The organism is Pontibacter sp. MBLB2868 (assembly GCF_051904785.1).
Lineage (GTDB): Bacteria > Bacteroidota > Bacteroidia > Cytophagales > Hymenobacteraceae > Pontibacter.
The window spans coordinates 3,082,807-3,107,057 of the sequence record NZ_CP196710.1 but is presented as its reverse complement, the minus strand read 5'-3'; the positions used below and the strand labels follow the sequence as shown (position 1 = coordinate 3,107,057).

Below are 24,251 nucleotides of genomic sequence, written 5' to 3'. Positions count from 1 at the left end.
ATTACCCAGGATTTACCCGGAATTACATTCCGGCTCTTACCTGTGTGTCTTAGATTTTATGACTATACTTTTTCAGATGAAACATTTTATACTTGGTTTCATGTGCCTGACGGCACTATGCCACCATACTTTTGCCCAAACAGAAGCAACCGGGCAGGTTTTAGACGCCTTAACAAAAGAACCTCTTCAAGGAGTTACCATTCGGCTAAAGCAGGCCAATATTGGCACTGTTACAGGTGCTGACGGCAGCTTTGCGGTACAAACGGCAACTAAAACGGATACTTTACTTTTTTCATATGTTGGCTATAGAACATGTAAAATAGCACTGGATGATAACCATCGGCTGGTGCAGCTGCAGCCTGCATTAAACCAACTGAACCAGGTAGTGGTATCGGCCAGCAGAGAGGCTCAGGTAAGAACAGAAGCACCAATCGCCATTAGTGCAATATCCAAAGAAGTGCTGCTGAACACGAAGCCTACTTCGCTGGAGCAGGTGCTTAACAAAGTGAGCGGCGTGTATATGGTTAACCTGGGGAATGAGCAGCATACTATGGCGGTTCGTCAGCCTATCGGTTACAAAAGCCTGTTCTTATACCTGGAAGATGGAATTCCGATCAGGACAACCGGCGACTTTAATCATAACGCACTGATCGAGATCAACATGGCAGCTTTAAAAACGATTGAGGTGGTGAGAGGACCTGCCTCATCGCTTTACGGGAGTGAGGCTATCGGTGGAGCAATCAACTTTATCACACAAGCTCCTTCACAGATTCTGACGGGCAAACTGCAAGTGGAGGCAAGCGACAAAGGCTACCGCAGAACTGATTTCAGCGTGTCGAATACCATTGGGAAGCTGGGTGTTTATGTGGCCGGTTACTATGCAGCACAGCGCAATGGCATTATTGAACACAGTGACTTTGACAAACTGGCCTTAACCTTAAGAGGAGACTATACTTTCAATAAGAATAGTAGACTTATCACCACAGCCAGCCTCATCGACTATAAAACCGACCAGACCGGAGGGCTGGACAAGCAGCGTTTTTACGAAAAGGAGTATAGCAGCCTGCATACTTTTACTTATCGTAAAGTGAATGCGCTACGCCTTAAAACTAGCCTGGAGCACGACTGGAATGTGATGAACAGCACACACATGACCTTTTTTTACCGCAACAATGCCATCGGGCAAAACCCGTTCTATGCTATAAAAAGCGTAGCAGGCAATCCGTTAAAGGCAAAGGGTGAAATTAACGAAGATGCTTTTCAGAGTTTTGGTATGATCACCCAGCACCGTAAAGCCTTCTCTTTTCTGAACGCGCAACTGATTGGCGGCCTTAGCCTGGATTATAGCCCTGCTATCTACCAGGCCAGTTTTATCGATATTGACAGGGATGAAACTGGAAAGTATACCGGCTACACCGAAACCAATCAACTACTGACCGACTACGATGTGAAACTGCTGAACTCCGCTGCTTACACACAGTTTGAATTAAACCCGACCGAACGCTTAAAAGCCGTTGCTGCCCTGCGTTATGATCGTTTGGATTATACTTTTGACAACCACCTGGAGCCTGGTGCTTACTCAGGTGCTCCGGACGAGCAAAACGGTTTCAACAGTATAACTCCTAAACTGGGCCTGACCTATGACCTGGGTCGAAACATCGGCGTGTATGGTAACTATAGCGTCGGATTTACGCCTCCACAGATCTCTGAGCTATACCGGGGTGTACAGGTACCAACTTTAAAACCTTCGGATTATACGAACTACGAAGCCGGCGGCTGGATCAGTTTTGCCCAGACCCGAGGCTACCTCGATTTAAGTTTTTACCAGCTGAATGGCACGAATGAAATTGTTTCTGTACGATTGGCAGATAACTCCTATGAAAACCAGAATGCAGGTAAAACAAGGCATCGTGGTGTAGAATATACGCTGAAGTATGCTCCTATCGAAAGTCTTGCATTTCGTTTCAGCGGTACGAACGCCCGGCACACCTACCGAGATTATGTGGAAAAAGGAAATGATTTTAGCGATAAGGAAATGACCACCGCTCCTCGTTTTATCAGCAACACCGAAGTCACTTTTAAACCTGAGTTTGTAAAAGGCCTGCGCCTAAGTATGGAGTGGCAGCATCTGGGCAAATATTACATGGATGCCGCCAACACGGAAAAGTATAACGGATATGACCTGCTAAATGTCCGGACTGGATACGTTTTGCAAGGTATGGAGGTATGGCTGAATGTGCTGAACCTGACAAATGAACTCTACGCCACAACTGCTGACAAAACTGCCTATGGTTACAGCTACAGGCAAGGCAACCCCAGAACCGTACACCTGGGCCTCGGTTACAATTTCGCTTCAAAATCTAATTAAATTTTACCTGAACAGAATATTCTCGCTTGCAAAGCTGTAAAGCCGACGAAATTTATTCGGGGCAATAAAGAAACCCTACCATGATCAAGTTAACTCATATACTCTCATCATTTCTATTCACGGTTCTGCTGTTAGCAGTTGCCTGCACAAGCAAAACAACAGATAACACGTCTACGGACAACGAAGAGCAACTTGTCGCGCACCGAGTCTCAGAGCCAGGCCTTGCTGCTTCCTGCCCATACCTTACTAAAGATCACCACGGGAATATCGTGTTAAGCTGGGTGCAGGCAACAGATACCACAGGTAATCATCTGTTAGCCTACGCTGTTTCAGAAGATGGTGGGAAAACTTTTGGTACTACGCGCACCATACCAACAACACAGGGAGTTTACCCGCACGACGAAAACCTGTCGAAGCTGCTGTTCCGCAAAAACGGAGACATGATAGCCATGTTTGCCGTTAGCAATCCGAACGAGAAGAATGCCTATGCGGGACTGGTATACTACACGCAGTCGTTTGACAACGGAAAAAGCTGGACAACACCAAAGCAGCTGGCAGAGAATACCGTAAACAGTATTGATGAACGGTATTTTGACCTGGAGTTGCTGCCCAACGACGAAGTTGCTGCCATCTGGCTCGACTCCCGCAAGAATACTGATAAAGAAGGATCTTCGTTATACTTTGCCAGCACCCGGGGCCGTGACGGTTTTGTGGGAGAGAAGGTGATCGACACCCAGCTTTGCCAGTGCTGCCGCACAGATTTGTACCTGGATGGGCAGCAGAAACTGCATGTGGCTTACCGTGGCATTATGAACGACAGCATACGCGATATGATGTATATGGTGTCTGGTGATAATGGCAAAAGCTTTTCGAAACCGGAGCGAATCAGTGCGGATAACTGGGTGATTCAAGGCTGTCCGCATACCGGCCCTGCCATGACCTCCAATCAAAATGGCTTGCATTATGCCTGGTTTACAATGGGAGGGGGAAGTGGCGTTTACTACAGCTTGAAGCAGCCTGGCAAAGCATTTACGCCAAGACAGTCTGTAAGTAATGCACCGGCGGCTAAACATCCGCAGATGACGGCATTTGGAACAGGTAATCTGGCAATTACCTGGGACGAACGCAACCAGCAAACGGAGGTAATCAGCAGCCATATCGGTTTGCAGATAAGAAATGAGAAGGGAGAGCACCTGCGCACCAACTATCTGACACCAGATTCAATAAATGCCGTTTATCCTGTGATTATGCCTGCAAATTCAGAGTATCTTTTGGTGGCCTATACTGTAAAGCGCGAAGGGCCAGGTGAAGTATGGTACCAACTAGTATCGGGCAAAAGAACACGCTAGATTAAAATAATTGGGTTTTAAAAGATCATATTACAGAGGGAAACCTATTGGAGAAGTTTATGTATATAAAAATGAAATCTATAAAGAGCTCTTTCCAAATTGACTTTCTCCTTTGTGTATTCTAAATTAGGAGAGGAAGCATACTATTGCTCTCATCAAAGTTTATCTGCGAATATGCGCCTACTCCATTATCTGCTATTCTCTTTGTGCTTTTTAGGCACAGTTGCCTGCTCTAAAGATAAGGATACAGCGCCCACCGACGATACACAAACTCAAACACCTTACACATTTGACGTTCCGCAGATTCTTCCGCAGAACTTTAAAATCCCTGCTGATAATCCGACGACAGAAGAAGGCGTAGCGCTGGGGCGTTTCCTATTCTATGAAAAGAAGCTGTCTGGTAACAACACCATGTCGTGCGGCAGTTGCCATCAGCAGAGCAAGGCTTTTACGGATGGTAGAGCGGTGGCTGTGGGTATAGATGGAATTAGCCACAGGCGCAGTAGTATGTCGCTGGCCAATTTGTTGTGGATAAGCGACTTTAACTGGGACGGAAAAGCTAAAAGCATGGAAGAGCAGGCGCGGGGGCCAATTGAAAGTGATATAGAGCTACATCAGCGTTTAGCTGGAGCAGTACAGAAACTGCAGGCCACTGAAAAGTATCCTCCGCTGTTTAAAAATGCTTTTGGTTCTGAAGTGATCACAGAGCAGAACATACTTAAAGCGATTGCTCAATTTGAGCGAACATTGATTTCGGCGAACTCACGCTATGATCGTTACCTGCTCAAGAAAGAGGAACTGACCCTTGATGAACTTGAGGGCATGAAGCTGTTTATGACCCACCCTGACCCAGGTACCGGTTTACGGGGAGGCAACTGCGGTGACTGCCATGGCGGAACACTGCTTACAATGCAGGCATTTCATAACAACGGACTGGATGCTACGCTAACAGATAAAGGTTTGGGGGAAATTACCGGCAATCCTCGGCACAATGGGCTATTTAAGACCCCATCGCTACGGAACATTGCCCTTACAGCCCCATACATGCACGATGGCCGGTTTAAAACCCTGGAGGAGGTGCTGGATCATTATAACGAGCACATGGAGTATGACAGTCCGAATATTTCTCCACTCATTGTAGAGGCATCAAACGTAGCAGGTGGCAAAACGCTTTTGCTGACACCCGAAGAGAAACGAAAAATTATTGTTTTTTTGCAAACGCTAACGGACTCATCCTTCGTAAAAGACAAACGTTACACGGATCCATTCTAAAAACTAGCGAATGAGAAATTTCTCTTTTAAAATAGTACTGCTTTGGCTGGCGGCATTTAGCCTTTCAGCTTGTTCTAAAGACGATAATAAGGCAACACCCGGAGAAGTAGAGGTGGAAATTAAAAATATGGTTGGTACCAGCCCTCTGCAACTGAATGGCACGATCTATACCAGCCCGGCAGGCGATACATACGCAGTAAGTAATCTGAAGTACTATATAAGTAATGTAAAACTGATAAGCCAATACGGCCAGTTTGTATATGTAGAGCCAGAAAGCTATCACCTGGTAGCACAGGATGGGAGCATGTCGTTTGTGCTGCAGGAAGTACCAATGGGCATGTATAATAAAATAGAACTGGCCATTGGTGTAGACCAAGCACATAATCATTCTACAGATCAGGAAGGGGACCTGGACCCAGGCAATGAAATGGTGTGGGACTGGGATACAGGATATAAATTCCTGTCGCTGGTAGGTAATTTTGAAGGCGATACAAAAAATGGTAACCTTGTGTTTCATGTAGGAGGGGATCAGAATTTTAAAACCATCACATTAGCCTTGCCTCAGGTAATCGACCTTCGTGAAAAATCCAATTATAAAATAAACATGCAGGCAGATGTAAACGGGCTTTTCCAGGATCCGAATCTTATTGATTTTGATGTGATGAGTAGCGGGGGGCATGGTGCCGGGCCAAGTAAGATTGCTGAGAACTACAGCAGTGGCTTTCTGAATGTAACCCAGGTACAGTAACAGCTGGTGTCAGCCTGCATAACTATTTGATGGATGCGTTGTAACAGGCTTTATTTGGTTTTCCTGCTTTTCTGCTTGCTAGGTACGGGTTGTGGGGCATCTGAGTATGATCCTGAAGTTCCTGCCAACCTGGCGGAGGCCGTGCCTTACCCTGCCCGAAATCCTTTAACAAAAGAAGGAGTGGCTTTGGGGCGCAAGCTTTTTTTTGATCCGGCCCTTTCCGGAAACGGTAAAATTTCCTGTGCCAGTTGCCATCAACCGGCAAAAGCGTTTACAGACGGCAAAGCCCTTTCTACTGCAGGGATAACAGGAAAACAGCTACAACGACATGTGCCTACGCTGGTGAATGTAGCCTGGATGGACGGTTTGTTTTGGGATGGGGGAGCCAAAGATCTGGAATCATTAAGTTTCGGCCCCCTGACACACCCTGATGAAATGGGGCAAAACCTGGCTGCACTGGTACAAAAACTCCAGCAGCACGAATCGTATCCGGGTCTTTTCAAAAAGGCTTTCGGGTCTGATTCGATTACATCTGCTGCCATTGGCAAAGCTTTGGCCCAGTTTGAGCGAACAATTATATCTGGTAATTCGCGCTACGACAAGTATGTCCGTAACGAAAAAGGGACAATGTTAAACGACAAGGAGCTAAAGGGACTCGTGCTTTTCAGGAAACACTGCAGCAGTTGCCATACTTCAGATTTTTTTACTGACAATAAGTACCACAACAATGGCTTGGATGCTGCTTATTCAGATGAAAATGAAGCACTTGCTTTCGGGCGTGGTCGGATTACCCGTAAACCAGAAGATATTGGCAAGTACAAAACACCTACACTACGCAACATTGCTATAACAGCCCCATACATGCATGATGGAAGATTTGCCACACTTGAGCAGGTATTAGCGCATTACCGGACAGGAGTGAAAAACTCGCCAACGCTGGCACCGGAGTTGCAGCAGCAGGGCAAGACAGGAATTCCTGTTTCTGCGGAAGAGCAAACACTTATCATTCAGTTTTTACAATCCCTGACGGATGATGCTTTTATTAATGCGCCTGTAGCTGATAATTAGCCCTCTATACTTTTTTCCGGATGAATTTTCAGATAGCGGTTGATTATTTTTTCATTTTGCCCATGTTCTGCATCATCTGCTGGTAGCAAGCCTCGTTCATCATGTTCTGCTGCCGCATCTGTTGTGTCATGTGCTGCATCATTTGGGGGTTGTTCATCATCATCTGCGACATCATGTTGCAATTGGCGGAGTCCTGGGCGCAGGCCTGCATCATTTGCTGCATCATGTTGTGCATCTGTTCCTGGTTCATGCCACGCATCATGCCGGTACTGTCTCCCATCATATGCCCTTTACCCATCATTGCGCCTGTACCCATCATCATGTTGCCTTGCGGGTGCTCCCGCATTACCTGCATCATTTCCTGGCGCATTTCAGGATTATCCATTATAGTGGTATAAACTTCTTTCCGCTGTGCCTCTGTATCCATTACCTCCTGCACGGTTGCTTCGCGCTGGCAACCTGAAGCTGTTAACAAAAGGACAAAAAACGATGTTAAAGCAATGTTTTTCATAGCTGTATGCTTAATTTTTTTGAACAAAGGCTCTATTAGATTGTACGGATTTAATGATTATAAAAGTTTATTAAAAGTATTTGAATAGCATTGAAAGTATAAAATTTGATATTAATGTAATTATTATGCTTTACGTGCTGCTCTACCTATTTAATTAAAAAGATGATGAAGGTCACTTTTTTGCCTGCCCGGTATCATAAATGGTTATACCTCTTTCTCTGAAATTTGTAGCTACTATTAATTTCATTGACGATAGACATGATCGAGCAGCAGGAACATCTGATACAGAAATATAATGTGCCAGCACCTCGCTATACCAGTTACCCTACCGTGCCTTACTGGAACAAGGATGTGCCTGAAGCGAAGCACTGGATGGAGGTGGTAAAGCATACTTTTGATGAATCGAACGCGACGAAGGGAATCAGTCTATACATCCATTTGCCCTTTTGTGAGGTGCTTTGTACCTATTGCGGCTGCAATACACGCATCACCAAAAATCATAGTGTGGAGGAAGGATACATACATGCTATTTTGAGCGAGTGGAGGCTTTACCTGGAGCAGTTCACAGAAAGGCCGATTATCCGGGAGCTGCACCTGGGAGGTGGTACACCTACTTTCTTTAAACCTGAAAACCTGCGCTACCTGCTGGAGGGGATCTACGAGGGAGCCATCCTGCACCCGCAGAAAGAGTTCAGTTTTGAAGGGCATCCGAATAACACCACAACAGCGCACCTGCAAACCCTTTATGACCTGGGCTTCAGAAGAGTAAGTTACGGTATCCAGGATTTTGATCCTAAGGTGCAGATCACCATAAATCGTATACAGCCTTTCGAAAACGTTAAGCACGTAACAGAAGAAGCACGCAGGATAGGTTATGACTCTGTAAATTTTGACCTGATCTATGGCTTGCCCTACCAGACGCAGCAAAGCGTGAGCGAAACAATAGACAAGGTGGCAGAACTAATGCCGGATCGCATTGCCTTTTACTCCTACGCACACGTGCCATGGGTAAAACCGGGGCAACGGAGCTACTCCGATAAAGACCTCCCTGATAACGCTGAGAAACGTGCCCTTTATGACTTAGGGCTACAGAAGTTTAAGGCGTTGGGCTATACTGATATAGGCATGGATCACTTTGCCCTGCCACAGGACGCCCTCTGCAAAGCACTGCAACAAAAAGAGCTTCACCGCAATTTCATGGGCTACACTACCTGCCAGACGGATTTGCTTATCGGCCTGGGTACATCCTCTATCAGCGATGCCAAGTATGGTTACATGCAAAACCTGAAAAAAGTGGAGACTTATAAGGAGGCTGTATTGAATGGTGAATTGGCAGTGCTGAAAGGCCATTTTTTAACAGAAGAAGATCTGCTGATGAAGGAAGCAATTCTGGACATTGCCTGCAGGGGAGAGCTCAGCATTACCTCACAGTTACTTGCCTTATTGCCGGGCGATGCTTTTGAAGAGTTGAACCAGATGCAGGATGAGGGGTTGATAGAGTTATCAGATAAAGCGTTAAAAGTAACCAGGCTGGGCAGGGCTTTTACCCGCAACATCTGCATGGTGTTTGACCTCAAGCTAAGACAAAGCGAACCATCAGAGCAACAGATATTCAGCAAAGCAATCTAAGTTAGACATAGGGATCGTTTTACGCCCGGGCTGTATCGAACTTGGGCGTTTTGCTTTATACCTACAGCTGTGGCTCAGGTAGTAGCGCTGTTGCCTTAGCGGTTGGTATGTACCCACCCCTGACCCCCTCCGAGGAGGGGAATTAAACTTGTTTCATAGCGAAGGCTGAAGCGATCGCACTGATTCCAGTCTTGGTGTTGAGCGCCTCGAGAGTTTCCGGTGACGAGCGAGAGCGAGGCAGCCCGAGGCACGAGGGCAGGAAAGGAAAGCAGCGCGATGCAGCAAGACGAGGCCTCCCGGCCAGAAGGGCACCAAAGCTGGAAATGAAACAATACAGCAAGTAAGACTGCGGATCAGCAGCAACTAGAAATAATAGCAGGGTAATAAGCTTGAATTTTAACACCAACTATAGAGAATAGCAGAATTCGCAAAACTGATAATTAAAGCAGCGAATAAAGTAAGCAGCAACGATAAAAACGACAATAGCTGAATAAGCCAGAGCAGATCACTAGGCAAACAGCAATTAGGCTTCCTGTAAAATGGAAAAGCAGGCTACAAAATAGCCTGCTTTTGAAACGGCCAAAGGCCGAATATATACCATATACTAAACTAAACTTTATTGATCTTCAGCACCTGGCTCGCCTCTGTTTATTTCCGGTGACGCTGGTAACGTGCGGCTTTATAAAACTGAAACTGAGCCTGTTTTCTTTGCTTTAATATGACAAAGATACTCCTCATTTGGCCTGCTTCTGCTGATATCGATCAACCTGTTGAATGACATTAATCATTCTTTAGGGGGTAGCGCCTGTCTAACTTTGTTAAGTACCATATTTAGAAATTGAGATGGAAGCCGCACTCCAAACCAATGTTCAAAACTGCTATCATTGCGGGGATTCCTGCATTGACGAATTGATTTTAGCACACGATAAAGCTTTTTGCTGTGCCGGGTGCAAAACTGTTTACGAATTGCTGGAGGAGAATAATCTCTGTACCTATTATAACTTAGAGCAGAATCCTGGTATCAATGGCAAAGCAAACACCTCTGATGCCCGTTTTGCTTACCTCGACGATGCGGGCGTAGTAGCCCAGCTGATCAATTTCCGTAACGACTCGATCTGTAAACTTACCTTTTACGTGCCCCAAATGCACTGCAGTTCGTGTATCTGGCTGCTCGAGAACCTGTTTAAGCTAAATGCAGGCATATCAGAATCTACTGTTAATTTTCTGCGCAAAGAAATATCCCTTACCTACCTCCATCAAAGAACTACGTTGCGTGAGGTGGTGGCGCTGTTAGCCCGTTTAGGTTATGAACCAGACATAACGTTAGCCGATACTGACGGTAAAAAAATCAAGAAACAGGATCGTAGCATTATATATAAGTTAGGAATAGCCGGTTTTTGCTTTGGCAATGTGATGCTGCTGGCTTTCCCGGACTACCTGGCATTTACCGGCGGCCTTCAACGCAGTTTCGGTTCCTTCTTCGGGTATGTCAGCATTCTGCTTTCACTGCCTGTACTTTTTTATAGTGCCCGAGGCTTTTTTACTTCAGCCCTTGAAAGTATAAAGCAGCGCTTCGTTAACATTGACGTACCTATTGCGCTTGGCCTGATGGCCTTGTTCTGCGTGAGCTTGTATGAGATTCTGACAGGCACAGGGCCCGGTTACCTTGACTCCTTTAACGGCCTTGTTTTCTTTATGCTGATCGGTAAGTATTTCCAGCAGAAGACCTACGATTCCCTTTCTTTCGACAGAGATTATACGTCCTACTTCCCTGTATCTGTAACGGTATTAAAAGATAAGGTAGAGGAGTCCATAGCGGTTCGAAACCTGGAGGTAGGTCACCGCATCCGTATACGGAACCAGGAACTTATCCCGGCAGATGCTATGCTTATGAGCGGGCAGGCCATGATCGACTACAGCTTTGTTTCAGGTGAGTCGGAGCTGGTTGAGAAAGTAGCTGGCGAAGTGATCTACGCCGGTGGGCGGCAGGTAGGGGAAAGTATAGAACTGGAGGTTGTTAAAGAAGTATCACAGGGCTACCTGACGCAACTCTGGAACGATAGCGCTTTCTCGAAACCGGAAAAACAATCGGTTGCGACCTATGCCAACACTGCCGGAAAATGGTTTGTGATTGTTACACTGTTTGTGGCAGCCGGAACGCTGTGGTACTGGGTGCCACGCGATACGGACATGGCCATGCGTGCCTTCATTTCTGTGCTGATCATTGCCTGCCCCTGCGCGCTATCGCTGGCAACTCCTTTTGTGCACGGACACACGATGCGAGTTTTTGGCAAGAATAAATTCTATCTTAAAAATACCGCTGTAGTAGAAACGCTTGCCAAAATAGATACTGTCGTTTTTGATAAGACGGGTACCCTTACAGAACCAAGCGCAGCCGAGGTAAGCTATACAGGCAAGGCCCTGAGTGCAGACCAGGAGAGGCGCATACTGTCGGTGCTGCGCCACTCCACACACCCGCTCAGCCAGCGCATCAGCGAAAACCTTAAAGACAAGCCCTTACAGGTTGATAACTTCCAGGAATTTGCTGGTAAAGGTCTCAGTGGCGAAGTAAGCGGGCAGTTGGTGCGCGTTGGTTCAGCAGCCTATCTGGGAATACCAACCGATAAAGCCACAGATACCCTGAAGACAACGGTGTATGTTTCAGTGGACGGCGTGGTGCTGGGTTATTATACTTTCTACAATGTATACCGCAAAGGCTTGAAAGATATACTCGGTGAATTGAAAGGCAAAAAGATTGCTGTACTCTCCGGCGACAATGACCATGAAGAGGCAAGGCTGAAAGAATTGCTGGGGCAGGAGGCAGCGCTGGTATTTAACCAGTCGCCGGTGCAGAAACTGCAAAGTATACAGGCTTTGCAGGCAAAGCAGCACCAGGTACTTATGGTGGGGGACGGGCTGAACGATGCCGGTGCGCTTAAGCAGAGCGATGCCGGTATAGCCCTTACAAACAGCATAACAAACTTCTCACCCTCCTGCGATGCCATTCTGGACGCGACAGCCTTTGATAAGCTGAGTAAGTTTCTCGCATTTTCTAAAAAGTCGATGAATATTATTCTGGCCACATTTGCCGTGTCGCTGGTCTACAACGTGATCGGTTTATCATTGGCTGTACAGGGGCTGTTCTCACCAATCACCTCTGCTATCCTTATGCCCATCAGTTCCCTTAGTGTGATCGTGTTTGCCACCCTTTCCGTGAAATTCGCATCCAGGAGGGCAGGGCTTTAAATCAGTTGCAAATCAATAAAAGGACAACGATATGTACATCATATTTTTAATGATCGGGATCAGCATTTCAGTAGCCGCCCTGTTTTTGGGGGCATTTCTGTGGGCTGTGCGCTCAGGCCAGTACGACGACGACTACACACCTGCCGTGCGCATGCTGTTCGATAACGACACGGTGAGCAGTAGCCGCGGACAAGCAACAAAAGAGAAAAATACTTAGGCGGGACTGCTGACATCAATCAGTGTGCAACATGACCTTCGTCATCTTTTCCTGAAGCTCTCTTGCAGAAATTTGTAGCTATAGTCAGTGCTTAAAACCACACAACATCATAGAACACTTAAACAAAATGGAGGACACCGCACATGTCAACTAATGTAGCTGAAGTCTTAGAAAATGCGCCTGAACGGATCGTGCCGAAAGGTAAAGACCAGGGCGCAATCGATACGTTCTTTTATGACAACAAGATCGTACGTGATTTTGGTATTGCCACCGTATTCTGGGGTATAGCAGGTATGCTGATCGGCGTGATCATCGCCTTTCAGCTCGCAAACCCAAGCGTAAATATGGGCACGCAGTATACTACCTTCGGTCGTGTAAGGCCTTTGCACACCAACGCTGTGATATTTGCTTTTGTGGGCAACGCCATTTTTATGGGCGTTTACTACTCGCTTCAGCGCCTTTGTAAAGCCCGTATGTACAGCGATGTGCTCAGCAGGATAAACTTCTGGGGCTGGCAGCTGATCATTGTGTCTGCGGTTTTAACGCTGCCCCTGGGCATTACCACTTCTAAGGAATATGCCGAGCTGGAGTGGCCGATCGACATTGCCATTACCCTGATCTGGGTAGTATTCGGCTGGAACATGTTCGGTACCATTGCCAAGCGCCGGGAGAAGCACATGTACGTCGCCATCTGGTTCTACATTGCCACCTTCCTGACAGTAGCTGTGCTGCATATTGTTAACTCTTACGAAATGCCGGTTAACTTCCTGAAAAGCTACTCCGGATATGCCGGTGTGCAGGATGCGCTGGTACAGTGGTGGTATGGTCATAACGCGGTAGCGTTCTTCCTGACCACGCCGTTCCTGGGCCTGATGTACTACTTCCTGCCTAAGGCCGCTAACCGCCCGGTTTACTCTTACCGGCTTTCAATCATACACTTCTGGTCGCTGATCTTTATCTATATCTGGGCCGGCCCGCACCACTTGCTTTATACTTCCTTGCCAGATTGGGCTCAGTCTTTGGGCGTGGTATTTTCTGTGATGCTGATAGCGCCGAGCTGGGGCGGTATGATAAACGGGTTGCTAACACTGCGCGGAGCCTGGGACAAGGTACGTGAGGACCCTATTCTTAAATTTATGGTGGTAGCGGTTACTGCTTACGGTATGGCTACCTTCGAAGGGCCGATGCTGTCGCTGAAAAACGTGAACGCCATTGCGCACTTTACTGACTGGATCGTGGCGCACGTGCACGTAGGAGCACTTGGCTGGAACGGCTTCCTGACATTTGCCATGCTGTACTGGTTATTCCCGCGCCTCTACAAAACGCAGTTACACTCAAAGAAACTGGCTAACGCCCACTTCTGGTTAGGTACGCTAGGTATACTTTTCTATGCTATACCTATGTACTGGGCTGGTTTTACACAGGGTTTGATGTGGAAACAGTTTACGGCTGAAGGAACCTTACAATACCCTAACTTTCTGGAGACAGTGCTTCAGATCGTGCCGATGTATTACCTGCGAGGTGTAGGTGGTGTGTTGTACCTGAGTGGTGTTTTCCTGATGGTTTACAACCTTGTTAAAACAGCAAAATCTGGTAAGCTGGTAGCCAACGAGCGTACAGAAGCCCCTGTAATTGTGCCAACTGTAAGCAACAATGCAGGCCACTGGCACAGCTGGATCGAAAAGCGCCCAACGCAAATGGCCATTTTTGCTACAGTGGCGATCCTGATAGGCGGTCTGGTAGAGTTTATACCTGCCTTCGTAATTAAATCAAATGTGCCTACCATTGCCAGCGTGAAACCTTATACTTCGCTGGAGCTGCAGGGCCGCGACCTGTACATTAAAGAAGGTTGCGTTAACTGCCACACCCAAATGGTTCGCCCGTTCCGCTCTGAAACAGAACGCTACGGCGAGTACTCCAAGGCTGGTGAGTTTGTGTATGACCACAACTTCCTGTGGGGTTCCAAGCGTACTGGTCCTGACTTGCACAGAGTAGGGGGCAAGTACCCTAACTCCTGGCACTACAACCACATGATGGATCCAACCTCCATGTCGCCGGGCTCAATCATGCCTTCGTACCCATGGTTGTTTGAGCAGGAAATTGACCAGAGCACTACGCAGGATAAGCTGAAGACACTTAAAAAACTGGGTGTGCCTTACGAGGATGAGTACATCGCTAATGCCAACCAGGAACTGATGAAGCAGGCAAATGGTATTTCGGCAGCCCTGAAGAAAGAAGGTGTAGAAGTGAAGCCTGAGAAGGAGATCGTAGCCCTGATCGCTTACCTGCAACGCCTTGGTACAGATATTAAAGTGAAAGAAGGAAACTAGATGTAAGACACAAGGCATCAGAGCCAGGACCCGGAATGGAATGATTTCGATGGAAAGTCCTGGGTCTGATGTTACGGATCTTAAGTCTCTAAAATATAAAGCCATGTATAAGAATGTTTTGCAAGCCATCGACGGCATCGAAATATATCCGCTTATCTCGTTCAGCATCTTCTTTTTGTTCTTCCTGGGCTTGCTGGTTTATGTAGCCCTGCTAGACAAAAAACATGTACAGGCCATGAGCTATGTTGCCTGCGAAAACGATGAGGAAGACACTACATTGGAAGGAGCGAAACAATGATCTCTCTAAAAAAAATAATCTCGAAAAGTGGCCTGGCGCTGGTGGCTGGCCTGCTTCTGGTAAGCGCAACAGCAGTACAGGCACAGGATGCCGTAGCTGGTAAAGCAATTTTTGAAGGTAACTGTACGGCCTGTTATAGCATAGATGCCCAGGTTGTGGGCCCGGCCCTGAAAGATGCCCATAAGCGGCGTGGGGATGAGTGGCTGACGAAGTTCATCAAAAACTCGCAGGAACTGGTGCAGTCTGGTGATAAGGATGCAGTTGCGTTGTACAATGAGTTCAACAAAATACAAATGCCTGCCTTTGGCAACTCGCTCTCAGACGAGGATGTAGCCAATGTGATCGCTTATATTAAAGCAGAGAGTGACAAGCCTGCCGAAGTGGTAGCTGATGCTTCCACTCCTCCAGCTGCCGGTCCGGATGCTGCAGTGCCGGCAGGTGCCGAAGAAGAGGTTGCTTTCCTGGATCTGCCGCCTGTGTTGCTGTTCACGTTTGCGTTGGCAGGCGCCATTATCCTGCTGATCGTACTGGTACTGGTTATGCTCTTCCGGTTGTTTGTGCCAATGCTGGGCGACTCCATCTATGACGAAGATTTCAGAAGCTCCTTTGCAGGGCGCGTGCTTTTTTTGATGCGCGGCGATGCAACAGTAGTTACGGGTACAGCAAAAGACGAAATTCATTCAAACCACGATTTCGATGGCATACAGGAGTATGATAACGACCTGCCGCCCTGGTGGAAGTATATGTTTTACGCCTCCATTGTTTTCGGTATCGGTTATATGCTGCACTTCCACGTGTTCAGGACAGGGGCACTGCAGACAGAAGAATATGAAATGGAAATGCAGCAGGCAGCTTTATTTGCGGCTAAAAATGCCGACGACCCCAATGCCGTAACCAATTACGAAGCACTGACAGATGCGGCGGCATTAGAATCCGGCAAATCGATTTTCGCGACAAACTGTGCCGCCTGCCATGGCCAGGAAGGACAGGGCGTAGTGGGGCCCAATTTAACGGATGAGTACTGGCTACACGGTGGGGATGTGAACGACATATTCAAGACTGTGAAGTTTGGTGTTCCAGCTAAAGGCATGGTACCGTGGCAAGGCAAGCTCACCAAAGATCAGATACTGGAGGTGTCAAGTTACATCCTGAGCCTGAAGGGGTCTAACCCAGCCAATGCAAAAGAGCCGCAAGGAGAGAAGGAGTAAAAATAGGAAGTATAAAATAAGCAAGGTTTAATGCCTTTGAAGGTTGCAGGTACTTATGCCATAAGTGCCTGCAACCTTTTTTTATCGGCTGGGCGCCGGCAGGCTTCTGATGCTTTACTGATGATAATCATTGGGATTGATGATTTTGGTCATCTTTTAGGAGACGCTGATTTTGGAATTTTGTCATAGCAGATTTTATAAATCGCTGCGTTTAATTTTCCATCTTTTAACAACAGGCAGGAGTAATATCCGCACAAATTATCACTGCCATGGCAAGCAAAATACAAACAGCTCCCGATGAGTTCCGGGACCACATCTCAACTGTAGATGACCAGGGTAAACGCGTATGGGTATACCCTAAAAAGCCGAAAGGCAAACTGTATGACTACCGTAAATATGTTAGCTATTTACTGTTGGCTTTGCTGTTTGCCGGCCCGTTCATAAAAATTAACGGGCTGCCGCTGCTCATGCTCAATGTTGTAGAGCGCAAATTCGTGATATTCGGGGTGTTATTCTGGCCGCAGGACTTCTTTCTGCTGGTACTGGCATTCCTTACACTGGTTGTGTTCATCATCCTTTTTACGGTAGTTTATGGCCGCATCTTCTGCGGTTGGATCTGCCCACAGACCATTTTTATGGAGATGGTGTTCCGAAGGATAGAATATGCCATTGAAGGTGACTACACAAAGCAGCGCGCCCTTGACAAGATGCCCTGGAACACAGAAAAGGTCCTGAAAAAGGGGGCTAAAGCTGCAGTTTTTCTCCTGATCTCCTTCATTATCGCCAACACTTTTCTGGCCTACATTATTGGCATCGATGAACTACAGAAAATAGTAACCGAAGGCCCTGTAAAACACCTGGTCGGCTTCGGCACCCTGCTCGCTTTTACAGGAGTGTTCTACTTTGTGTTTGCTTACTTCCGGGAGCAGGTATGTACCATTGTTTGCCCCTATGGCCGCTTGCAGGGCGTAATGCAGGATAAGAAAACTGTGGTGGTAGCCTACGACTATGGCCGTGGTGAACCGCGCGGTAAACTGCGCAAGAACCAGGAGCGCACAGAAGGTGACTGCATCGACTGCCATCAGTGTGTGCAGGTTTGCCCGACAGGAATAGACATCCGTAACGGAGCACAACAGCTGGAGTGTATCAACTGCACCGCCTGCATCGATGCCTGTAACGACATCATGCGCATGATCGAAAAGCCTGAAGGGCTGATACGCTACGAGTCAGAAGAGGGGATTGAGACAGGTAGCAAATGGACATTCTTCACACCGCGTGTAATGGGTTATACTACGGTGCTGGCTATACTGCTTACCTCACTTACTGCCTTGCTGCTAACCCGCGACGAAGCCGAGGCAACCATACTTCGCACACCGGGGCAGCTATACCAGAAAACAGAGCAGGGGCACATCAAAAACCTGTACAACATTTCTGTTATCAATAAAACGAACCACAACATGCCGCTCACCCTTAAACTGCTCAACAAAGAAGGCAGCATTAAAGTGATAGGCAATGAGCTGCTACTGCCTGCACAAGGCATTGCGGAAGGTGTTTTCTTTACCGAGATACCGCAGGAGCTACTGACCAGGATGAACTCAGAAATAGAGATCGGGGTGTATTACGGCAAGGAACTGATAACAACCACTGAAACCAAGTTTTTAGGACCGGCGAAGTAAACATTAATGCCATCTCGATGATAGGAGAGACGTCTTTAGAATTCTTAAAAGATCTTTCGCTTTACTCGGAATGACACTCAAAATTGAAACAGACAGCAACATGAAATCAACCGATAAAAATAAAAGCTTCACACTTTGGCCCTACGCTATTATTGTAGCTATGGTCATGTTCATGAGCTACATTGCCATGTTCGTTTACAAGGCAATGAACCAGGATGTAGATCTGGTAAGCAAGGATTATTACGAACAGGAGATCAAGTACCAGGACCACATTAACATGGTTGGCCGTACCAAGGCTGCCGGCGATGTAGCCATCGCTTTTCATCCCGAAAAGCAGGATATAATCATTCAGCTACCTGATCATTTCAAAGGGCAAAGTATAACCGGAAAGATCAACCTTTTTCGGCCTTCTGATGAGGAACTGGACCAGGAGCTGCCCCTGCAGTTAGGCCGTGACCTGAGCCAGTTGATCGAAACAAAAGAGCTGCAACAAGGACGTTGGAAAGTTAGGATAACTTTTACGGTTGAGCAGGAAACATACTTTGCAGAACAAACCATACAAGTGACAAAGCCATGATCTGGGCAGGATTTCTATTTGGATTAGTTGGTAGTTTCCATTGCGTCGGGATGTGCGGCCCTATAGCAATGGCACTACCCTTTGTCGGGAGTTCCGGCTGGCGATACTATGCCGGCCGGCTCCTGTACAATGGGGGCAGAATTGTTACCTACGCATCGTTGGGTGCCCTGGCAGGAGCTTTGGGTGAAACACTGCAAATGGCAGGTTTACAGCAGACTATTTCCATCGTATCCGGGCTGCTGATACTCCTGCTGCTCGTTTTACCAGCCACACTTAAAGGGAAGTATGCCAATGTACTTGGCACCGATAAACTGATGGCTTGGGTAAGGCGCAGGTTAGGATATTACTTCCAGAAAAACTCTCTGGGGGCGCTGTTTATGGTTGGCCTGCTTAACGGCTTGTTACCCTGTGGCTTTGTATACATTGCCCTGGCTGGCGCCATCAGTATAAAAGGTGTTGCAGGAGCCATGGCATACATGGCGCTGTTCGGCCTGGGTACTTTCCCGCTCATGTTCCTGGTGTCGCTTTCCGGTAAACTGATCAGCCTTAAAATGCGCGGTATGTTTAACAGGGCAGTGCCTTATGTTGGCATGTGCCTGGCAGTGCTTTTCATTGTCCGCGGGCTGGGCTTGGGCATTCCTTTTTTGAGTCCTAAAGTGGTGGAAACGGCAGCACACAAAACAGAGATGAGTTGCTGTAAAAAGCCCGTAGTTACCAACGCCTTTTAATTTGAAAGCTATACACATTAGCAGCCCTGATTTATGAGAACATATTTATCATACCATCATCTATACTAAACCATGTGCCAGACAAAAAATGTGAAACGGGTGTTGGTACCTGTTCAATTCGATAAGGCAGGCAAGAAGCTGTTGCGCTATGCCTGGCATCTTGCCAACACGCTGGGAGCAGAGCTGTTGCTACTGCACAACAGCCAGACAAAAGATCTAACGTTTACGCAGCAAACCAGGAGCATCCAAACGCTGCGGTCATTTAGTGAGCGCATTCTTACGGAAGAGCAGAAGCCGGGATCAAAGCAGGTACCGTTCGAGTGCATGGTGCGGCCCGGTAACCTGCACAATTGCATAGCTGGCGTAGTGGCTGACCACGCAGTAGACATGGTGCTGATGGAAACCTGTGTGATTCACCAGGAAGAGGAGGAAAATGACCCGGACAATGCAGCAGCCATTATGGAACTGGTAAGCTGCCCGCTTATGGTGGTGCCATGTACAACTACCTTCAAAAAGCTCGCAAACCTGGTGTTTGCCACAGACTTTTCTGACCAGGAGGACAGCGTGCTGGAGCAGATTGCAGGATTTGCAGAGCAAGCAGGAGCAAACTTAACGCTCGTGCAAGTATACAATGAATCAGAGCGCCAGCAGCTAAGCAGTTATAAAGCTGCCATGCAGGATCTCAAAAAGAAATTGAATGGTAAAAATGTGACTTTTAAGCTCCTGGAGGAGGAAGATACGCTTGAGGGTATCAGTGATTTTGCTGAAAATTCAGCTGCCAGCATGCTTATACTTGCCACCCAGGACAATTACCTGATGAAGCGTTTGTTCAGCAGCAACTACATCAAAACAATGGCTTACCATACACGCTATCCCATCCTGACCTTCAGGCAGGTGAAAAAGAAGCCATGCTCCGGATGCTGCGCCAACTGCAAAAGTAAAAAGGCGGAACAGCAGGTGCTGTCCTTTATGAAATAAACACGGGAACAAGCTAAGTGAGTTACTAACAAGGCAGTATCTCACTTAGCTTACTTCTAAAAGTGGAGAGTTGCCAAAACCAGAAAGGTTGAGAAAGTCAGCAAGTATGGGCCGTATTGTTTCCGGCTCCGGGTTATTGGCCTCAGCCATTACCAGGGTAGGTATAAGTTGCAGGTTGGTTTGCCCGGTAAAAGGGGTAACAGGCTGCATGGTAACGGAAGGGTCTGTTCTATTCTGACAGATAATGATCAGGTCAGCTTTCACCATGCCGGCAACCTCAAAAGTAACTTGCTGAAGAGCGCCTGGGGTAACAAGACGTGTAACAGATGCTTTCGTTTTTTGATGAATGTTGCGGGCCAGTTTGTCCAGGTGATGCTGCACATATGGCTCATCAATGAGTACCTCTGTTTCCGGGGTATGCAGTTTGGGGTTATAAGCGTAAAAAAGTATAAGGCGGGCATTTGTCAATTGGCATAGCTCCGCTGTATAAAGCGCAACCTGCTGCGCATAGTCTGAGAAATTTATAGCTACAAGTATATTTTTCATGGGTGCAGAGACTAATAGAGCCAGGCATCGCAGCGTTTGTTGGTCTTTAGCACTGCGCTTTCCGGTAAATGAGCAATAAAAGCTTCTGAGCGTAAAATTAAACCTATGCTCCGGAGCCTCTGATGATGCTTGGCAGTTACCGGGATGATTTTTATCATCAAAAGGAATTGCAGGGGATTTCTTTAGTAAATCTTTATGGAAGTGGTTATTTTTAACAAAACATTTAATCCTTGGAAGAATCTTTAGATAAAAACGACCAGAGCTTCGAGAACAGCACCCGGTTAAAAGCAATTATCGATACGGCTATTGATGGCATTATCACTATTGACAGTAAAGGCATTATCGAAACGGTAAATCCTGCGGCGGCCAGCATTTTTGGATATGCCCCGGAAGAGATAATAGGCCGCAATGTTAAGATGCTGATGCCCGAGCCGGATCGTAGCCAGCATGACCAGTATATCGAGAACTATCACCGCACAGGTGTAGGGCAGATTATTGGGAAGGGGCGCGAGGTGCTTGGAAAGAAAAAGGATGGCACCGTTTTCCCGTTTCTCTTGAGCATCAGTGAAGTAAAGCTAAAGGACAAGCAGATATTTACGGGTATCGTACATGATATCACCGAGCTGAAAAAAGCGGAAGCAGCCTTGCGTGAAAGTGAGAACAAGATCAACTCCATTATTCAAGGCGCTGTTGACGGTATCATAACCATAAACACAAGGGGCATCATTGAAATGGTGAACCCTGCAGCAGCGAAGTTATTCGGATATGATGAGGAAGAACTCATAGGGCATAGTATAAATATGCTGATGCCGGAGCCGGATCGCAGCCTGCACGACAGCTACATGCATCACTACCAGGAAACCGGCGAAAAGCGGATTATCGGCATTGGCCGTGAAGTGACCGGCATGCGGAAAGATGGTACCATATTCCCTTTTTACCTGAGTATAAGTGAAGTAAATCTGATAGACAGAAAAGTATACACAGGCTTTGTACATGATATTACCAAGCAGAAGTTAACTGAGGAACGCCTGCGGCGCCATACTGCTGAACTGGAGCGCAGTAACCGTGAGTTACAGGACTTTGCTTACGTGTCGTCGCATGACCTGCAGGAGCCTCTTCGCAAGATACAGGCCTTCGGCGACAGGCTCAAAACAAAGGAATACGAGGTGCTTAGCGAGCAGGGCAAAGACTACGTGGACCGTATGCTGAACGCTGCCTCACGCATGCAGAACCTGATCAACGACCTGCTGGGCTTTTCGAGGGTTACCGCCAAGTCAAAGCCATTTGTTAGGGTAAACCTGGATGAGATTCTGGATGAGGTGATCTCGGATCTGGAGGTGGCCATTGAACAGACGAACACGAAGATCATACGTTCTCCGCTACCTGTTATAGAGGCTGAACCGACCCAGATGCGCCAGCTGTTCCAGAACCTGCTGAGCAATGCCATAAAGTTCCGGAAAGAAAATGAGAGCCCGATCATCAATATTTACGCCAAGAGCTTACAGCGTACAGCGCACCTGACGGCAACACCCGGCGATGAGGTGGCAAAGATATACGTGGAGGATAACGGTATAGGGTTTGATGAAAAGTACCTTGACCGGATCTTTAATATTTTCCAGCGCCTGGAAGGCCAGAAGTATGAAGGGTCAGGTATCGGGCTTGCTGTAAGCCGCAAAATAGCTATCCGCCACGGTGGCGATATTACGGCCAAGAGCCAGCCAGGTATAGGCACGCGCTTTATTGTTACACTTGCACTGAAACATCCTGAAGACTAAATAAAAAACAATGTCAGAGAAAAGATCTATTGTGATACTGATTGCCGACGATGACGAAGAGGACCGTATGCTGGTAAAGGATGCGCTGGAGGAGAGTCGTCTGAAAAACAGTATCCATTTTGTTGAGAACGGTGAGGAACTGATGGACTATCTCCACCACAGAGGTAAGTATGCTGACCTGCATGCCTATCCAACTCCAGGCCTGATCCTGCTGGACCTGAACATGCCCAAAAAGGATGGCCGCGAGGCGCTGAAGGAGATAAAAGCGGATGACCGGCTCCGGCTGATACCGGTGGTGGTCCTGACCACATCCAAGGCCGAGGAGGATATTCTAAGAACCTATGATCTTGGCGTTAGCTCTTTCATTACCAAGCCGGTTACATTTGCCTCTTTAGTTGATGTAATGAAAACTTTGAGCAAGTACTGGTTTGAAATAGTTGAGTTACCGAAGCTCTAGCAAAGAAGTACAACGGCATGTCTGAAAAGATCAGAATTCTTTTAGTGGATGATGATGAAGACGACTTTATCATCACCCGGGATATCATAGACGACATTCCGGGGCGAAACTATGTGCTTGACTGGACAGGGTCGTTTCAGGAGGCGCTGAACATTATTGCCGAGCGCAGGCACGATATTTACCTGGTAGACTACCGGCTGGGGGCACATGATGGCCTGGAACTGATCAAGGAAGCCATTAAGCAGAAAAGTAAGGCGCCGTTCATACTTTTAACCGGACAGAGCGACCGGGAAACAGATGAGAAGGCGATGCGCGCCGGTGCGCTGGACTACCTTGTGAAAGGCACCATCAGCCCGAACGAACTGGAACGCTCTATCCGGTATAGCATAGAGCATGCTAAAAGCCTGGCCGTTATTCAGCGCCTGAACAGCGAACTGGAGCAACGGGTAAAGGAGCGCACGCAGGAACTGGGGGCCGCCATCAGGAAACTGGAGGAAACGAACAGGAGCTTATACGAAGCGGAGCAGGAAGTACGAAATGCTCTCCAGAAAGAGAAAGAGCTTCACGAGCTGAAATCAAGGTTTGTGACCATTGCCTCGCATGAGTTCCGTACCCCCCTCAGCACTGTGCTCTCGTCGGTGTCGCTGATCGGGAAGTATAAAACTGCTGAAGACGACGATAAGCGCATGAAACACGTGGGGCGGATAAAATCGGCGGTCAGCAACCTGACAAGTATACTCAACGATTTCCTTTCTATCAGCCGGATTGAGGAGGGAAAAATATACAATGTGCCGACCACTTTTGATATGCATTCGTTTGCTGCAGAGGTGGCCGATGAAGCGCAGGGGGTATTAAAACTTGGGCAGAAGATCAACTATAAGCACCTGGGCGAAGACACGACAGCCGTATTGGATAAGCAGCTGTTAAAGAATGTACTGTTCAACCTGTTATCGAACGCCAGCAAATACTCCGGGGAGTATAAACAGATTGATTTTACCACTGAGGTAAAAGACCATACTGTACGGCTGGTTGTGCAGGACGAGGGCATAGGAATACCTGAAGCGGATAAGGTACATTTGTTTACGCCTTTTTTCCGGGCTCAGAACGTTACCAACATTCAGGGAACCGGATTGGGGCTTAACATTGTAAAAAAGTATGTTGATATAATGGGAGGGACGCTTTCTTATGAAAGTGAGATTGAAAGGGGAACAACCTTTACCGTATCACTTCCGCAAAACACAACACTGTAAGCGTAGCCTGTCGCGCACTC

20 protein-coding genes are annotated in these 24,251 nt (G+C 47.3%); 18 read left to right on the top strand and 2 right to left on the bottom strand.

Features of this window, described 5'->3' with window-relative positions; all coding sequences use genetic code 11:
• Positions 1-58: 58 nt before the first annotated feature.
• From ACSX1A_RS13235 to ACSX1A_RS13215, 5 genes are all read left to right on the top strand, one after another.
• Positions 59-2,368 (top strand): TonB-dependent receptor, encoded by a 2,310-nt coding sequence (locus tag ACSX1A_RS13235; protein WP_439880122.1) that lies wholly within the window; start codon positions 59-61, stop codon positions 2,366-2,368.
• A gap of 80 nt (positions 2,369-2,448) precedes the next feature.
• A complete protein-coding gene (locus tag ACSX1A_RS13230) occupies positions 2,449-3,717 on the top strand; it encodes a sialidase family protein (RefSeq protein WP_439880121.1) in 1,269 nt (422 codons plus the stop codon).
• A 174-nt stretch (positions 3,718-3,891) separates the two neighbouring features.
• Positions 3,892-4,989, top strand: a complete 1,098-nt coding sequence (locus ACSX1A_RS13225; RefSeq protein ID WP_439880120.1) for a cytochrome-c peroxidase — start codon at positions 3,892-3,894, stop codon at positions 4,987-4,989.
• Positions 4,990-4,999: 10 nt separating this feature from the next.
• Positions 5,000-5,737 carry an MbnP family protein gene (locus ACSX1A_RS13220; protein WP_439880119.1) on the top strand — a complete coding sequence of 246 codons (738 nt, stop codon included), beginning with the start codon at positions 5,000-5,002 and terminating at the stop codon, positions 5,735-5,737.
• Positions 5,738-5,791: 54 nt separating this feature from the next.
• Positions 5,792-6,805, top strand: a complete 1,014-nt coding sequence (locus ACSX1A_RS13215) for a cytochrome-c peroxidase (RefSeq protein ID WP_439880118.1) — start codon at positions 5,792-5,794, stop codon at positions 6,803-6,805.
• Between the two features lie 43 nt (positions 6,806-6,848).
• Here ACSX1A_RS13215 and ACSX1A_RS13210 read toward each other — a convergent pair whose 3' ends face one another.
• Positions 6,849-7,316, bottom strand: coding sequence for a hypothetical protein (locus ACSX1A_RS13210; protein ID WP_439880117.1), 468 nt, complete (start codon positions 7,314-7,316; stop codon positions 6,849-6,851).
• A gap of 258 nt (positions 7,317-7,574) precedes the next feature.
• Here ACSX1A_RS13210 and hemN point away from each other — a divergent pair, with 258 nt between their 5' ends.
• From hemN to ACSX1A_RS13160, 10 genes are all read left to right on the top strand, one after another.
• Positions 7,575-8,945, top strand: a complete 1,371-nt coding sequence (gene hemN / locus ACSX1A_RS13205) for an oxygen-independent coproporphyrinogen III oxidase (protein ID WP_439880116.1) — start codon at positions 7,575-7,577, stop codon at positions 8,943-8,945.
• A gap of 843 nt (positions 8,946-9,788) precedes the next feature.
• Positions 9,789-12,191 (top strand): heavy metal translocating P-type ATPase, encoded by a 2,403-nt coding sequence (locus ACSX1A_RS13200; RefSeq protein WP_439880115.1) that lies wholly within the window; start codon positions 9,789-9,791, stop codon positions 12,189-12,191.
• 31 nt (positions 12,192-12,222) lie between these two features.
• Complete coding sequence (gene ccoS / locus ACSX1A_RS13195) at positions 12,223-12,408, top strand: cbb3-type cytochrome oxidase assembly protein CcoS (protein WP_439880114.1); 186 nt, start codon at positions 12,223-12,225, stop codon at positions 12,406-12,408.
• A 143-nt stretch (positions 12,409-12,551) separates the two neighbouring features.
• Positions 12,552-14,738 carry a cytochrome-c oxidase, cbb3-type subunit I gene (ccoN, locus tag ACSX1A_RS13190; RefSeq protein ID WP_439880113.1) on the top strand — a complete coding sequence of 729 codons (2,187 nt, stop codon included), beginning with the start codon at positions 12,552-12,554 and terminating at the stop codon, positions 14,736-14,738.
• Between the two features lie 103 nt (positions 14,739-14,841).
• Positions 14,842-15,036, top strand: coding sequence for a hypothetical protein (locus tag ACSX1A_RS13185; RefSeq protein ID WP_439880112.1), 195 nt, complete (start codon positions 14,842-14,844; stop codon positions 15,034-15,036).
• Positions 15,033-16,244 carry a c-type cytochrome gene (locus ACSX1A_RS13180; protein ID WP_439880111.1) on the top strand — a complete coding sequence of 404 codons (1,212 nt, stop codon included), beginning with the start codon at positions 15,033-15,035 and terminating at the stop codon, positions 16,242-16,244. The genes ACSX1A_RS13185 and ACSX1A_RS13180 overlap by 4 nt, the downstream gene beginning before the upstream one ends.
• A gap of 269 nt (positions 16,245-16,513) precedes the next feature.
• Positions 16,514-17,920: a cytochrome c oxidase accessory protein CcoG gene (gene ccoG, locus ACSX1A_RS13175; RefSeq protein WP_439880110.1), complete on the top strand. Its 1,407-nt coding sequence runs from the start codon at positions 16,514-16,516 to the stop codon at positions 17,918-17,920.
• 100 nt (positions 17,921-18,020) lie between these two features.
• The gene (locus ACSX1A_RS13170; protein WP_439880109.1) at positions 18,021-18,497 is read left to right on the top strand and encodes a FixH family protein; all 477 of its coding nucleotides are present in this window, start codon (positions 18,021-18,023) and stop codon (positions 18,495-18,497) included.
• Positions 18,494-19,225, top strand: coding sequence for a sulfite exporter TauE/SafE family protein (locus tag ACSX1A_RS13165; protein WP_439880108.1), 732 nt, complete (start codon positions 18,494-18,496; stop codon positions 19,223-19,225). Before ACSX1A_RS13170 ends, ACSX1A_RS13165 begins: the two co-directional genes overlap by 4 nt.
• A gap of 72 nt (positions 19,226-19,297) precedes the next feature.
• Positions 19,298-20,203 (top strand): universal stress protein, encoded by a 906-nt coding sequence (locus tag ACSX1A_RS13160; RefSeq protein ID WP_439880107.1) that lies wholly within the window; start codon positions 19,298-19,300, stop codon positions 20,201-20,203.
• Between the two features lie 45 nt (positions 20,204-20,248).
• Here ACSX1A_RS13160 and ACSX1A_RS13155 read toward each other — a convergent pair whose 3' ends face one another.
• Positions 20,249-20,749, bottom strand: a complete 501-nt coding sequence (locus ACSX1A_RS13155; RefSeq protein ID WP_439880106.1) for a universal stress protein — start codon at positions 20,747-20,749, stop codon at positions 20,249-20,251.
• Between the two features lie 230 nt (positions 20,750-20,979).
• Between ACSX1A_RS13155 and ACSX1A_RS13150 the strand changes: the two genes are divergently transcribed.
• From ACSX1A_RS13150 to ACSX1A_RS13140, 3 genes are read left to right on the top strand one after another with little or no spacing between them, the layout of a single operon-like run.
• Positions 20,980-22,524 (top strand): PAS domain S-box protein, encoded by a 1,545-nt coding sequence (locus ACSX1A_RS13150; RefSeq protein WP_439880105.1) that lies wholly within the window; start codon positions 20,980-20,982, stop codon positions 22,522-22,524.
• A 10-nt stretch (positions 22,525-22,534) separates the two neighbouring features.
• Positions 22,535-22,981: a response regulator gene (locus ACSX1A_RS13145; RefSeq protein WP_439880104.1), complete on the top strand. Its 447-nt coding sequence runs from the start codon at positions 22,535-22,537 to the stop codon at positions 22,979-22,981.
• 17 nt (positions 22,982-22,998) lie between these two features.
• Complete coding sequence (locus ACSX1A_RS13140) at positions 22,999-24,231, top strand: ATP-binding response regulator (protein ID WP_439880103.1); 1,233 nt, start codon at positions 22,999-23,001, stop codon at positions 24,229-24,231.
• The last annotated feature ends 20 nt before the right edge of the window (positions 24,232-24,251 follow it).